Below are 13,558 nucleotides of genomic sequence, written 5' to 3' on the forward strand. Positions count from 1 at the left end.
CGCACCGCACTATCAAATCGAGCCGGGCCGTCACTGCAGGGCCGTGCACGTGGCGCGTCGTCAGGCGGCAGGGCGGGCGCACGCGGCGGTGCCACCCGGCAGCTGGTGCCGGTGCGCGGCCACCCAGCGGTAGGCCTTGGCGGCCACCCACGAGATCCCCGGCGCCATGAGGAGGTGGCCGGCAGGTCGCCAGGCCGGGGCGCCGTGGGTCGCGGCGCTCGCGATCGCGCGGTGACCCGACAGGACGCGGCCGTCGGCGGTGATGAACTGGGCCGCCTCGTCACAGTCCTGCGCGGTGAGTCCCACTGCGGCGAGGTCGAGCGACTGCCAGGGACGCACGTCGTAGCGCTGGCGCCGGTCGACCCATCGCTCGATGAACCGCACGCTGCGCGTGCAGAACCCGCAGTCGGCGTCGTAGACGAGGGTCGGCCGGTCCGGCACGACGAGCGTGCTCTCCACGCCGTGATCATCGCACCCCGCAGCAGCAGGTCCGCACGGAGCCACCCCGGCCGAGGACGTATGCCGTCGCGCCCGGGTGGCCACGGACCGTCCCGCGGGAGCGTGCTGCGACTCCCCCGCCGCGTGCTCAGGCGGGGGCGAGGAACGCGCTCAGCGCTCCGGCATACATCGCCGGGTCCTCGGCCCCCATGAGCTCGCGCGTGCTGTGCATCGACAGGGCCGCCGCCCCGAAGTCGACGGTCGTCGCGCCCGTCAGGGACGACGTCACCGGCCCGACCGTCGACCCGCACGGCAGGTCGCTGCGGGTCACGAAGGTCTGCATGGGGACGCCGGCCTGCTCGCAGGCGAGGCGGAACGCCGCCGCACCGACCGAGTCGGTCGCGTAGCGCAGGTTGGTGTTGACCTTGAGCACGGGTCCGCCGTTGACGCGGATCTGGTGCATCGGCTCGTGGCGGTCGGCGTAGTTGGGGTGGGTGGCGTGGCCCATGTCGCCGGACGCGATGACCGTCGCTGCCAGGGCGCGCCAGTAGTCGTCGCGGGTGCCGCCGCCGGCCGTGACGATGCGTTCGAGCACCGAGGGCAGCAGCGTCGAGGTGGCGCCGCGCTCGGACGTGCTGCCGATCTCCTCGTGGTCGAAGAGCACGAGGACCGGCACGTGGGCGGGCTCGGTGGCCACGGCGTCGAGCAGCGCCCGCACACCGGCATACGACGTCGCGAGGTTGTCGAGGCGCGGGGCCGCGATGAGCTCCCGCGCCCGACCGAGGCGGGTGGACGGCTGGACCGGGTGGGTCATGACGTCCCACGACAGCACGTCCTCGCGGTCGACCCCGACCTGCTCGGCGAGGTAGCCGACGAAGTCGCCGGGCTCGTCGCCGACGCCCCAGAGCGGCTCCATGTGGGCCTGCTTGTTGAGGGTGAGCGCCTCGTTCTGGGTGCGGTCGAGGTGGATGGCGAGCTGCGCGACGCGCAGCAGCGCGTCCCGCCCGTGGAACGTCCGCGACTCGACGCCGTCGGCGCCGCGCACGGCCACCCGGCCGGCGAGTCCGAGGTCGCGGTCCAGCCACGAGCTGAGGATGAGGCCGCCGTAGGGCTCGATGCCGAGCATCTGCCAGCCGGCGCGCGCGTGGTCGGGGTTGGGCTTGACGCGCAGGTTGGGGCTGTCGGTGTGGGCCCCGACGACGCGGAAGCCCGCCGCGGGACCGGCCCCGTCCCCGTGCGCGCCCGTGGTGTCCCAGGCGATGAGCGACCCGCCCCGCACGAGGTAGCGCCGGCCCGGCTCGGTGGGCCACGGCTCGGTCTCGACGACCTCGGTGAAGCCCTCCGCGACGAGCCGCGCCGCCGCCTGCTCGCACGCGTGGAACGGCGTCGGTGCGGCGTCGACGTAGTCGATGAGGCCCTGGGCTTCGGTGTCGGTGTCGAACGAGTGCGCCATGGCTCCCGACCCTATCCGCCGGTCGGCCGGCGGCTCGGGTCGGGCCGGGCCGGGCCGGAGGGGGCGCGCGGGGTCAGGCGCGGCGCAGGGTCCGCAGGATGCCGTCGGCGATGGCGTCGGCGGCATCCCAGTCGGAGGCCGAGACGGTGATGTAGGTGACGTGCCCGTCCAGCTGGACGGCGAGGGACCGGCTCGCGACGATCATCGTCGCGAGGGGCACCCGCGACTTCGCGACGAGGGCCTCGCCGACCGCCGTCGTCGTGCGGTCGACGCGGTCGACGGAGGCGCCGGCCAGCTCCAGCTGGGAGCGCAGGTCGGCGGCACTCGGCAGACGGGTGCCGGGTGTCGGGATGACGGACACGTTGTCGGCGAACCCGTGGCGCGGGCGGCCCATGACCATGACGTCGATGGCGGTGCCGACCCGCCTCATGAACTCGTCCGCGGTCATCCCGGACTGCTCGGCGAGCGTCCGGAACGAGTCCGGCAGCACGGAGGCTCCGGCGCGAGTGGCGGACGACGGGTCGATGGCCTGCCACCCGTCCGGCACCTCGAAGGACAGGCCCGCCCTCCGAGCCATAACGCGACCCGCGACGACCACCGGCGCGGCAGGGTCCGACGTCGCCGTGGCCACGGTCGCGGCCGGCGTGGCGGGCGAAGGGGTGGTCGGGCCCGGGTCGGTCGGTGCCCGGGACGTCAGGTCACCGGTCGACGGACCTGCTGGCGATCCCGCCTGAGGCAGGGTGAAGGCGGAGCCGCCGTCCTTGGCGCACCCGGACACGGAGAGCGCCAGCACGACGCCGAGCACCGAGGCCCACCGGCTCCCTCTCCCACGGCCGGATCCCCTGCCACCTGCCGGACGGCGGGTGCGGCGCGCCGACACCCTCTCCCCTGTCGAGACCATGCGGCCAGTCATACGGCATCGGCGCACCGGCGGCAACGAACGTCGCCGCGGCCACGCCGTGGGGGCGAGTGGCAGGATCGCCCGCATGCCCCAGACCACGCTGCGTTCCCTCGTCGACGACCTGGCCTCCCCCGACCCCGCGGTGCGGGACGACAGGGCGTATGCCGCCCTGGCGCGCCTCGTGCAGGAGGGCGCCCTCGGCTCGGACGACCGCTCGTGGCTCGCCGTGGAGATGCTCGAGCGGCTCGACCACTCACGGGTGGAGGCGCGCGCCTTCGCGCCGCTCGTCCTCGCCGCGCTCGTCTCCGCCGGCGACTTCGAGCAGGGCTGGGTCGAGGACGTCACCCGGTGGTACGTCTCCGAGCAGGACCTCCGGGGGCACGACCCCGTCCTCGGGTGGGTGCACGCCGTCGCGCACGGCGCCGACTTCTTCGGGGCGTGTGGCGCCGCCGGTGTCGGCGACCCCGCGGCCCTGCTCGACGCCCTGGGTCTTCGGCTCGTCGCACCGACGACGTCCGTGTGGCGCGACCAGGAGGACGATCGGCTCGCCTGCGCGATCGCCCTCGTGCTGACCCGCGACGACGTCGACGAGGCCACGGCCATCGGGTGGCTCGGTCACTCCCGCGCGATGTTCGCGGCGGGATCTCCGGGCCCGGTGCCCGCCGAGGCGAGCAACACGATGCGGACGCTGCGCTCGCTGCACGTGGCCCTCGATGAGCAGGTGCTCCGGGACGGTGAGCCGGTCGCCGTGCCGCACGGGGAGCCGGTCCGACGCGAGATCGCCTCGCTCCTGGCCGATGTGACGCCGTGGTTCTGGCGGCCGCGGACCGCCTGAGACGGGGAGAGCTCCCCATTGGCCGAGCCGGCCCACCGTGCCTAGGGTTTGGGGAGCGGCCACGCCTCGGTCGCCACGGACGCCGACAGCTCGGGGAGGGCATCAGCCGTGGTCGTGTACAAGAAGGGCGCCGATCCTGACGTCCTCGATCGCAGCGCCGGCGAGCTCGACCGCTTCGCGGGCGAGTGCCGGGCGGTACGCAACGCCGTCGACCACGCGTTCGGCGCGCTCGGAACCGCTTGGGGCGGAAGGGACTTCGACTCCTTCCGTGGAGACTGGCGGTCGTCCGCCCCCAGCATCGACGCACTGGAGCGCGCCCTGCACGGCCTCGGCGCGAAGCTGCGCGAGAACGCCGCGAAGCAGCGCGGTACCAGCGGGAACGCCGGTGGGACAAGCGGATCCGGCGGCACCGCAGGTGCAGTTCCCTTCGGCGCCGGCGTCCCGATGTCGTTCGGTCCCACGCCCTCACCGTCGCCGGGACCCGCGCCCACCCCGTCCTCTCCTCCGCCACCTGCCACGACGGGCACGGGTGGCCCCGTCGACGGCTACGACTTCGGTGAGCCGACGAAGCCCGACATCGAGTGGGACGAGGGGTTCGAGTACGACTCCAAGGACTCGAACTGGCACGACCACATCGCCAAGCTCGAGTGGATGGCGAAGCTCGAGGGTGGCCGCATCGTCAAGTCGGACCTCGACGACGCGACGGCGATGTATGCCCACTACTGGGACAACAACGGCGAGCCGATGCGGTTCGACTACGAGGAGGGCTACCAGGAGGACCCGTCGATCGCGGCCAACGTCAACTCGGAGGTCGCCCGCACCGCCGCGGCCGTCGACGAGATGGTCCGCAACGGCAACTCGCACTTCAGCATCACCGGGGGCGCCCACCCGGCGACCGCCTACCCGACGACCGAGAACTGGCAGAAGACGATCGGCGGCTACCAGCAGTGGAGCAGCGCCGACGTCACCGCCCTGAACGGCCAGGTCTCGATGCAGGTCACCGTGCACGCCGAGGACCACTACAACTTCAACCCCGACCAGTCCGACATCGCGAGCGGCGCCGGCGACAACGAGAACGGGCGTTTCACCGAGATCGGCTGGGCCAAGCCCTTCCCGTCGAGCGGCGACGTCACGCGTACGATCACGTGGCCGGTCGGCTCGCCGCCGCCGAGCATCGACGTGGGACCGGGGGATGTCGAGCGCACCCCGGGCCTGGGTCGGGAGGACCGAGCCGACGAACGAGGGAGCAGCCGATGAGGACCCGCCCCGCCCTGGCCGCGCTCGCGGCCGCCCTGACCGTCACCGTCACCGCGGGGTGCAGCACCGACCCCACCCCCGCCACCGACCGCACGAGGAGCACCGTGAGCAGCGCGACCAAGACCGGCACCGGAGACGTGCGCACCGACCTCGAGCCGCTGACCAGGCGCTTCAGCGCGCTCGGCACGCCGGTTTCCGCGACGTGGATGTCGGGGACCCTCGGCGGCGACGCACCGGGACCGTCGACGTACTGGATCGACGCCGTCGTCGAGGTCACTCCCGAGACGGCGACCACCCTCCGCGCAGCCTCACCGGAGCCCACCACGGAGACCCCCGACGTCGAGGACGGCGTCCGCTCCGCCCTGCCGTCGGGTCAGCTGCTCCGCTCTACCTCGCTCGACGCGCTCTTCGCCCAGGGATCCTTCCGCGCCAAGGCCTACCTCGCCGCCGACTCCGACACCGTCGTCCTCGTCGCCCTCGGCCAGTAGCTCCTCCGGATCGGCGGCCGCGCAACCTGCCGGCCGGCCCCCGCTAGGAGGACCATCGGGCCATGGACCCCTCCGAACGCCGCGCCGGCGTCGCCGCGCTCTTCGACCAGCTCGCTCCCGGCTACGACCGCAGCGGCGTGCCGTGGTTCGGGCCCATCGGTGCCCGCCTCGTCGAGCTGACCTCGCCCCGCCCCGGTGACCGCGCCCTCGACGTCGGCGCGGGTCGCGGAGCCGCGACCTTCCCGCTCGTCGACGCCGTCGGGCCAACCGGCCACGTCACCGCGGTCGACCTCTCCGCCGCGATGCTCGACCAGCTGCGCACCGAGGCCGAGACCCGAGCGGTCAGCACCCTCGACACCCGGACGGGTGAGGCCACCCCGGACACGATGCCGCCCGACACCTTCGACGTCGTCACCGCGTCTCTCGTGCTCTTCTTCGACCCCCAGCCCGCCGAGACCCTCGGCGGCTGGATCGCCCTCCTGCGCCCCGGCGGTCGTCTCGGCCTGTCGACCTTCGGTCCCACCGACCCTGCCTGGACGGCCGCCGAGGCCGTGCTCATGGCGTATGCGCCGCCCCAGGTGCTCGACGCCCGCACCACCGGTCGGACCGGCCCCTTCGCCACCACGGACTCGGTGACCGCGCTCCTCGAGTCCGCAGGAGCCACCGACGTCGACTGCCACGACGAGCCGCTCGACGTCGCCCTCCCGGACGCCGCCGCCTGGCGCGCCTGGACGATGACGCTCGGCATGCGCCAGTTCTGGGCCTCCGTCCCCGACAGCGAGCTCCCGGACGCCATGGCCCTGATCGCAACCGCCCTGGAAGCGGACCGGGGCGACGACGACCAGCTGCACCTCACCCAACAGGTCCGCTACACCACCGCCACCAGACCCTGACCCCCGAGCGAGAGGCAGCCGTGCGCGCCCGAGGGTGCCCGCGGCATACGGAACCGAGGAGCGGGACGCTCGACGGCGCGAGCGGCATCGGCGGCGGCCGACGGCATCCGAAAGCGCAGTGACGCTGGTAGCGGCCGCCGACGCTCCACGCCGCTCGGGCCGTCGGGCGTTCCACGACCGCGTGCCCTCGGGACAGCGGTAGGGCCCGCTCCGCCGAAGCGGAACGGGCCCTACCGGAACTGCAGGTGAAGCTGGTGCTGCGTCAGATCACTTGATGATCTTGGTGACGCGACCGGCGCCGACCGTGCGGCCACCCTCACGGATGGCGAACTTGAGGCCGTCCTCCATGGCGATCGGCTGGATGAGCTCGACCGTCATGTCGGTGTTGTCGCCGGGCATGACCATCTCGGTGCCCTCGGGCAGGTGCACGACACCCGTCACGTCCGTCGTACGGAAGTAGAACTGCGGACGGTAGTTGTCGTAGAACGGCGTGTGACGGCCGCCCTCGTCCTTCGAGAGGATGTAGACCTGAGCCTCGAAGTCCGTGTGCGGGGTGATCGAGCCGGGCTTGCAGATGACCTGCCCGCGCTCGACGTCCTCGCGCTTCGTGCCACGAAGGAGCAGACCGACGTTCTCACCGGCGCGACCCTCGTCGAGGAGCTTGCGGAACATCTCGACGCCCGTGACGGTCGTCTTGGCCGGCGGACCGGTGTGGATGCCGACGATCTCGATCTCCTCGTTGACCTTGAGGATGCCGCGCTCGATACGACCGGTGACGACGGTGCCACGACCAGTGATCGTGAAGACGTCCTCGACGGGCATGAGGAACGGCTTGTCGACGTCGCGCTCGGGCTCCGGGATGGAGTTGTCGACGGCGTCCATGAGGTCGAGGACCGACTGGCCCCACTTCTCGTCGCCCTCGAGCGCCTTGAGCGCCGAGACCTGCACGACCGGGAGGTCGTCGCCCGGGAACTCGTACTGCGACAGGAGCTCACGGACCTCCATCTCGACGAGCTCGAGGATCTCCTCGTCGTCGACCATGTCGGCCTTGTTGAGCGCCACGACGATGTAGGGGACGCCGACCTGGCGGGCCAGGAGGACGTGCTCCTTCGTCTGCGGCATGGGGCCGTCGGTGGCGGCGACCACGAGGATCGCGCCGTCCATCTGAGCCGCACCCGTGATCATGTTCTTCACGTAGTCAGCGTGGCCCGGGCAGTCGACGTGGGCGTAGTGACGACCCTCCGTCTGGTACTCGATGTGCGCGATCGAGATCGTGATACCGCGCTGGCGCTCCTCGGGAGCCTTGTCGATGTCCTCGAACGCGAACTGGGGGTTCAGGTCGGGGTACTTGTCGTGCAGAACCTTGGAAATCGCAGCCGTCAGCGTCGTCTTGCCGTGGTCAATGTGACCGATGGTGCCGATGTTGACGTGCGGCTTGGTCCGCTCGAACTTTGCCTTCGCCACTGTGGTCCTCCTCAGGACTATCTCGTGTTACGCCGTACGACCAGGGCAGGACGTGGCGCTGTTGGGGTGGTTTCCGATGGAAGAGACTACGGGATGTCCCGCAGTCACTCCCCGCGGGTCTTCTTGATGATCTCCTCGGCAACGGCCTTGGGGACCTCTGCGTAGGAGTCGAACTCCATGGAGAAGCTCGCGCGGCCCTGCGTCTTGGAGCGCAGGTCGCCGACGTAGCCGAACATCTCGGACAGCGGGACGAGGCCCTTGACGACCTTGGCGCCACTGATGTCCTCCATGCCCTGGATCTGGCCACGGCGGGAGTTGATGTCACCGATGACGTCGCCCATGTAGTCCTCGGGCGTACGGACCTCGACGGCCATCATCGGCTCGAGCAGGACGGGGTCCGCCTGCCTGATGGCCTCCTTGAGGACCATCGAGCCGGCGATCTTGAACGCCATCTCCGAGGAGTCGACGTCGTGGTAGGCGCCGTCGTTCAGGGTCGCCTTGATGCCCACGAGGGGGTACCCGGCGAGCACGCCGTACTGCATGGCGTCCTGGATACCGGCGTCGACCGACGGGATGTACTCACGCGGGACGCGACCACCGGTGACACCGTTGACGAACTCGTACATCGAGCCGTCCTCGGTCTCGCCCAGGGGCTCGAAGCTGACCTGGACCTTGGCGAACTGACCCGAGCCACCGGTCTGCTTCTTGTGCGTGTAGTCGTACTTGAGCACGGCGCGGCGGATCGTCTCGCGGTAGGCCACCTGCGGCTTGCCGACGTTGGCCTCGACCTTGAACTCGCGCTTCATGCGGTCCACGAGGATGTCGAGGTGCAGCTCGCCCATGCCGGCGATGATCGTCTGGCCGGTGTCCTCGTCGTGGTGGACCTGGAAGGTCGGGTCCTCGGCCGAGAGCTTCTGGATGGCCGTGCCGAGCTTCTCCTGGTCGCCCTTGGTCTTGGGCTCGATGGCGACCTGGATGACGGGGTCCGGGAAGGTCATCGACTCGAGCACGATCTGCTCGTTGATGTCCGACAGCGTGTCGCCGGTCGTCGTGTCCTTGAGGCCGATGGCCGCGTAGATGTGGCCGGCGAGGGCCTCCTCCACGGGGTTCTCCTTGTTGGCGTGCATCTGGAAGAGCTTCCCGATGCGCTCCTTGCGGCCCTTGGTCGAGTTGATGACGCTCGTGCCCGAGCTGATGTGGCCCGAGTAGACGCGGATGAAGGTCAGCGTGCCGAAGAACGGGTGCGTCGCGACCTTGAACGCCAGCGCGGAGAAGGGCTCCTCGGTGGACGGCGCACGGGTCAGCTCGACGGCCTCGTCGCCCGGCTTGTGACCGATCATCGGCGGCACGTCGAGCGGCGACGGGAGGTAGTCGACGACGGCGTCGAGCATCGGCTGGACGCCGCGGTTCTTGAACGCGGAGCCACAGAAGACCGGGTAGAGCTCGGAGTTGACCGTGAGCTTGCGGATGCCGGCCTTGAGCTCCTCGGGGGTCAGCTCCTCGCCACCGAGGTACTTCTCCATGAGCTCGTCGTCGGACTCGGCGACGCGTTCGACGAGGGCCATGCGGTACTCCTCGGCCTTCGCCTGGAGGTCGGCAGGGATCTCGGCGATCTCGTACTTGGCACCCATGGTCACGTCGCCCTTGGCGTCGCCGGGCCACACGAGGGCACGCATGTAGACGAGGTCGATGACACCGAGGAAGTCGTTCTCGGCACCGATCGGCAGCTGCATGACGAGCGGCTCCGCACCGAGGCGGTCCTTGATGGTCGCCACGGTGAAGTAGAAGTCGGCGCCGAGCTTGTCCATCTTGTTGACGAAGCAGATGCGCGGCACATCGTACTTGTCGGCCTGACGCCACACCGTCTCGGACTGCGGCTCGACACCCTCCTTGCCGTCGAACACGGCGACGGCACCGTCGAGGACGCGCAGCGAGCGCTCGACCTCGACCGTGAAGTCCACGTGTCCGGGGGTGTCGATGATGTTGATCTGGGTGCCCTCCCAGAAGGAGGTCACGGCGGCAGACGTGATCGTGATGCCGCGCTCCTTCTCCTGCTCCATCCAGTCGGTCGTCGACGCACCGTCGTGGGTCTCACCGATCTTGTGGTTGACACCGGTGTAGAAGAGGATGCGCTCCGTCACCGTGGTCTTGCCAGCGTCGATGTGCGCCATGATGCCGATGTTGCGGACCTTGTTGAGGTCCGTCAGGACGTCGAGTGCCACGTCAGGTTTCTCGTCTCATTCGTCGTGGAGTGAAAATCGTGGGCGCCGTGGGCCCCGTCATGTGACGGGGCGGCGCGTGCCCGGCGGTATGCCGTGGAGCGAGCTCCCCGGCATACCGACCGGACCGCTGGGTCACCAGCGGTAGTGCGCGAAGGCCTTGTTGGACTCGGCCATCTTGTGCGTGTCCTCGCGGCGCTTGACAGCGGCACCGAGGCCGTTGCTCGCGTCGAGGATCTCGTTCATGAGGCGCTCGGTCATCGTCTTCTCGCGACGCTGCCGCGAGTAGCCGACGAGCCAGCGCAGGGCGAGCGTGGTCGAGCGGTTCGGCTTGACCTCGATCGGCACCTGGTAGGTCGCGCCACCGACGCGACGGCTCTTGACCTCCATGGCCGGCTTGACGTTGTCGAGCGCACGCTTGAGCGTGGCGACGGGGTCGGTGCCGGTCTTCTGGCGAGCACCCTCGAGGGCGCCGTAGACGATCATCTCGGCGATCGACTTCTTGCCGTCGAGGAGGATCTTGTTGACGAGCTGCGTGACGAGCGGGCTCTGGTAGACCGGGTCGACGACGAGCGGGCGCTTCGGAGCGGGTCCCTTACGAGGCATCAGCTCTTCTCCTTCTTCGCGCCGTAACGGCTACGAGCCTGCTTGCGGTTCTTGACACCCTGGGTGTCGAGCGTGCCGCGGACGATCTTGTAACGCACACCCGGGAGGTCCTTCACACGACCACCACGCACGAGCACGATCGAGTGCTCCTGCAGGTTGTGGCCGACGCCGGGGATGTAGGCCGTGACCTCGATGCCCGAGCTGAGGCGCACGCGGGCGACCTTGCGGAGGGCAGAGTTCGGCTTCTTGGGGGTGGTGGTGTACACGCGGGTGCACACACCGCGGCGCTGGGGCGAACCCTTGAGCGCCGGGGTCTTGGCCTTGCTGGCCTTGTCCTGGCGGCCCTTGCGGACCAGCTGGTTGATGGTAGGCAACCTGGTTACTCCATAACGTTGCTCGTGGTCAGTCGCCCTGGCGGGCGGCTCCTTGACTGTTCGGCCCCTCGACCCCCGAGGTCGGGCGTGTCGGAACCGGTACTTCCCCCTGCACTCCCCTGCTTCACGACGGCCGGGAGGCCGTCGGTGGGAAGGGTTGCCCGGCGAAAGGTGTGCTCTGGACCGCAGTGATGTCACGTCCCGCGGTGAGCGGGCGGACAGGGCACCGAGGCCGTCATCGCGCGTGCCTGAGTACGTGCCTCAGACACAGTGTTCAAGCGTACCGGGGCGCGGCACGCCGACCAAATCGGTTAGACCGGCCCCCACGGGGCCGATGCGGTATGCCGTCCGGCGCGCACCTCGGCACGGCACCGACGCGCCCGGTCAGCCCAGACGCCAGTCACCGGCGTACATGTGCAGCACGGGCACGCCGAGGGCCTCCCGGGCCCGGGAGGCCCAGTCGGTGTGGAAGGTGTCCTCGACGGCGTGCGGCTCGGTGACGACGACGACCTCGAGGGCGCCGAGGCGGGCCACCTCCTCGACGAGCGTCGGCATGGGGTCGTCGGCGGTGATCTCGCCGGTCGCGACGACGTCGTGGCCCCCGAACTCGGCCAGCGTCGTCGACAGCGCGGTGTCGGCATCGGTGTGGGCCTCGCTCCGGTCCACGGGCCGCAGCGAGTCGAGCGCCTCACGCATCTCGAAGAGGCTGAGGTGGTTGAGGAAGGAGCTGAGCAGGTTGCGCTCCGTGTCGGCGGGCACGAGGACCCGGTAGGTCGGCGCGTCGTCCTCGTGCAGCCCGATGATCTTGTCGACGTCGACGGGCTTGAGCGCCTCCTCGGTGAGCACGATGATCGTCGGTGCGGGACCGCTGTCGCTCTCGTCCGTGCGACGGTCGGCCGGCCCGGCAGCGGGCTCCGCGGCAGACTCGACACCAGGCGCGTCGGTGGTGGGCTCGGTCGCCGCGGGCTCGGCGGTCTCGGGCGCGTTCGGCACGTCGGCCGTGGGCTCGGTCATGCGACCACCCTACCGAGGCAGCAGGTCTCGCGGCTCAGCGGTTGGTCATGCGCCAGCGCGCGAGCAGCACGCCGAGACGGTCCTCGACCGGTCGCGGCGAGGTGGCGGAGTAGTTGCTCATCATGACGAAGACGTAGCGGCGGCCGTCAGCGCCCGTGACGTAGCCCGCGAGAGACGTGACGCCGGTCAGGCTCCCGTTCTTGGCGCGCAGGTTGCCCGCAGCCGCGGTTCCCCGCATGCGGCTCGCCAGGGTCCCGCCGGTCCATCGGACCGGGTCGGCCCCCGCGACCGGCAGCGCGGCACGGAAGGCGGGCCACCACGACGTGCGCTGGACCTTGTCGAGGAGGCTCGCGAGCTGGTTGGGGGTCAGGCGGTCGGCCCGGGCGAGTCCCGAGCCGTCGACGAACCGCAGGCCCGCGATGGGGATCCCGATGCGAGCGGCGTAGTCGCGCAGCGCCTTCGTGCCGTCGGCCCAGCTGCCCGGGCGCCCCGACCGGGCCCCGAGGGTCTTCGTGATGGCCTCGGCATGACCGTTGTTGCTCAGCTTGAGGAACGGCACGAGCAGCTGCCCCAGGGTCATCGACGCGTGCCGTGCCAGCAGCGCCTGACCGACCGGCGTCCTCCCACGCACGGCGGTCCCGTCGACCCGGATGCCAGCGGCCACCAGCCGCGCGCGCAGGGCACGCGCGGTCATGAGGGCGGGGTCGTCGACGGTGACCCACTTCTTGGCCGCCGAGTGCTCGAGCGGCACCTGGCCGGTGACGGTCAGCGTGTTGGTGCCTGCCGTTCGGGCGACCGAGATCGTGGTCGCGGACCCGGTGGCGGAGGTGCGCGACCTGTTGACCAGGCGCACGTGGGAGGCCGCGGACGCCGGCGTCACGGTGAGCCGCGGCGCGCTCGCGGTGCTCGTGCCGGGCGTCGCGGTGACGATGACGGTGCCGGCGTCGTAGTCGGTGTCGGGTGCCAGCGTCAGGGCCGACACCTGCGCGGCGTAGTAGCTCGACGCGTACGACGTCGACCAGTAGGGGTTGTAACGCACCTCGTCGAAGGCGGACGCGTCGCCGACGACGTTACCCGTGACCCGCGTGACCCCCTTGGCCCGCAGTGAGCTCGCCAGCGACGTCAGGTCGCGCTCGAGCAGCGTCGGGTCGCCGCTGCCCTTGAGGTAGAGCCGTGAGACCACTCCCCCGTTCGGCGCCGACGGGGCGTAGACGTCGGTGCGCCAGCGGTAGCCGCTGCCGAGGGTGTACATCGCCGCCGCGGCGGTGAACGTCTTCTGCGTCGACGCCGGCGCGAGCGGGGTGTTGGCGTAGCGGACGTAGACCGGCGTACGCGTGGAGGCGTCGGCCACCACGACTCCGACGTGCGCCGTCGAGGCCGTCACGCTCGGGTCGGTCATGAGCCGGCCCACCTCGCGGCGCAGGGCGGCGTCGCGCGCTGAGTAGACAGTGGCGCCGGAACCCGGTGGGGCCGTCGCCACGAGCGCGGCCACGGCGAGCATGACCACCGCGAGGAGGAACGGCCAGCGCACCGCCCGACGCGGACCGGTTGAGCCGCGGACGACCTTGAGCGAACGAGGAGCTCCGAACATGACGACCTCCCGAGGGTGTCGCCGG

13 protein-coding genes are annotated in these 13,558 nt (G+C 70.8%); 4 read left to right on the forward strand and 9 right to left on the reverse strand.

Translation table 11 applies throughout. The features are described from left to right. Positions 1 to 60: 60 nt before the first annotated feature. The 3 genes from ASE25_RS00895 to ASE25_RS00905 all read right to left on the reverse strand — a co-directional run bounded on the left by ASE25_RS00895 (position 61) and on the right by ASE25_RS00905 (position 2,696). Positions 61 to 459 (reverse strand): thiol-disulfide oxidoreductase DCC family protein, encoded by a 399-nt coding sequence (locus ASE25_RS00895; RefSeq protein WP_200958936.1) that lies wholly within the window; start codon positions 457 to 459, stop codon positions 61 to 63. A gap of 127 nt (positions 460 to 586) precedes the next feature. Beyond that, positions 587 to 1,891, reverse strand: coding sequence for a M18 family aminopeptidase (locus ASE25_RS00900; RefSeq protein ID WP_056822089.1), 1,305 nt, complete (start codon positions 1,889 to 1,891; stop codon positions 587 to 589). Between the two features lie 73 nt (positions 1,892 to 1,964). After that, positions 1,965 to 2,696 carry a hypothetical protein gene (locus tag ASE25_RS00905; protein WP_056822092.1) on the reverse strand — a complete coding sequence of 244 codons (732 nt, stop codon included), beginning with the start codon at positions 2,694 to 2,696 and terminating at the stop codon, positions 1,965 to 1,967. 181 nt (positions 2,697 to 2,877) lie between these two features. On the opposite strand from ASE25_RS00905, the gene ASE25_RS00910 reads away from it, so the two are divergent. The 4 genes from ASE25_RS00910 to ASE25_RS00925 all read left to right on the forward strand — a co-directional run bounded on the left by ASE25_RS00910 (position 2,878) and on the right by ASE25_RS00925 (position 6,265). Next, the gene (locus ASE25_RS00910) at positions 2,878 to 3,627 is read left to right on the forward strand and encodes a DUF2785 domain-containing protein (RefSeq protein WP_056822094.1); all 750 of its coding nucleotides are present in this window, start codon (positions 2,878 to 2,880) and stop codon (positions 3,625 to 3,627) included. 108 nt (positions 3,628 to 3,735) lie between these two features. Next, positions 3,736 to 4,884 carry a WXG100 family type VII secretion target gene (locus ASE25_RS00915; RefSeq protein WP_056822097.1) on the forward strand — a complete coding sequence of 383 codons (1,149 nt, stop codon included), beginning with the start codon at positions 3,736 to 3,738 and terminating at the stop codon, positions 4,882 to 4,884. After that, a complete protein-coding gene (locus ASE25_RS00920) occupies positions 4,881 to 5,372 on the forward strand; it encodes a hypothetical protein (protein ID WP_056771099.1) in 492 nt (163 codons plus the stop codon). Before ASE25_RS00915 ends, ASE25_RS00920 begins: the two co-directional genes overlap by 4 nt. A gap of 62 nt (positions 5,373 to 5,434) precedes the next feature. Continuing rightward, positions 5,435 to 6,265 carry a class I SAM-dependent methyltransferase gene (locus tag ASE25_RS00925; RefSeq protein WP_056822100.1) on the forward strand — a complete coding sequence of 277 codons (831 nt, stop codon included), beginning with the start codon at positions 5,435 to 5,437 and terminating at the stop codon, positions 6,263 to 6,265. A 267-nt stretch (positions 6,266 to 6,532) separates the two neighbouring features. Here the strand turns inward: ASE25_RS00925 and tuf are convergent, their stop codons facing one another. From tuf to dacB, 6 genes are all read right to left on the reverse strand, one after another. Beyond that, positions 6,533 to 7,729, reverse strand: coding sequence for an elongation factor Tu (tuf, locus tag ASE25_RS00930; protein ID WP_020143252.1), 1,197 nt, complete (start codon positions 7,727 to 7,729; stop codon positions 6,533 to 6,535). 104 nt (positions 7,730 to 7,833) lie between these two features. After that, on the reverse strand, positions 7,834 to 9,951 hold the full coding sequence (gene fusA, locus ASE25_RS00935; RefSeq protein ID WP_056771105.1) for an elongation factor G: 2,118 nt from the start codon (positions 9,949 to 9,951) through the stop codon (positions 7,834 to 7,836). A 132-nt stretch (positions 9,952 to 10,083) separates the two neighbouring features. Further along, positions 10,084 to 10,554 (reverse strand): 30S ribosomal protein S7, encoded by a 471-nt coding sequence (gene rpsG, locus ASE25_RS00940; RefSeq protein WP_020143254.1) that lies wholly within the window; start codon positions 10,552 to 10,554, stop codon positions 10,084 to 10,086. Then, positions 10,554 to 10,928, reverse strand: a complete 375-nt coding sequence (rpsL, locus tag ASE25_RS00945) for a 30S ribosomal protein S12 (RefSeq protein WP_020143255.1) — start codon at positions 10,926 to 10,928, stop codon at positions 10,554 to 10,556. The genes rpsG and rpsL overlap by 1 nt, the downstream gene beginning before the upstream one ends. A gap of 384 nt (positions 10,929 to 11,312) precedes the next feature. Next, positions 11,313 to 11,942: a hypothetical protein gene (locus tag ASE25_RS00950; RefSeq protein WP_082619361.1), complete on the reverse strand. Its 630-nt coding sequence runs from the start codon at positions 11,940 to 11,942 to the stop codon at positions 11,313 to 11,315. 34 nt (positions 11,943 to 11,976) lie between these two features. Beyond that, positions 11,977 to 13,533 (reverse strand): D-alanyl-D-alanine carboxypeptidase/D-alanyl-D-alanine-endopeptidase, encoded by a 1,557-nt coding sequence (dacB, locus tag ASE25_RS00955; protein WP_082622625.1) that lies wholly within the window; start codon positions 13,531 to 13,533, stop codon positions 11,977 to 11,979. Between the last annotated feature and the right edge of the window lie 25 nt (positions 13,534 to 13,558).

It is taken from the genome of Terrabacter sp. Root85 (genome assembly GCF_001429185.1).
GTDB lineage: Bacteria > Actinomycetota > Actinomycetes > Actinomycetales > Dermatophilaceae > Terrabacter.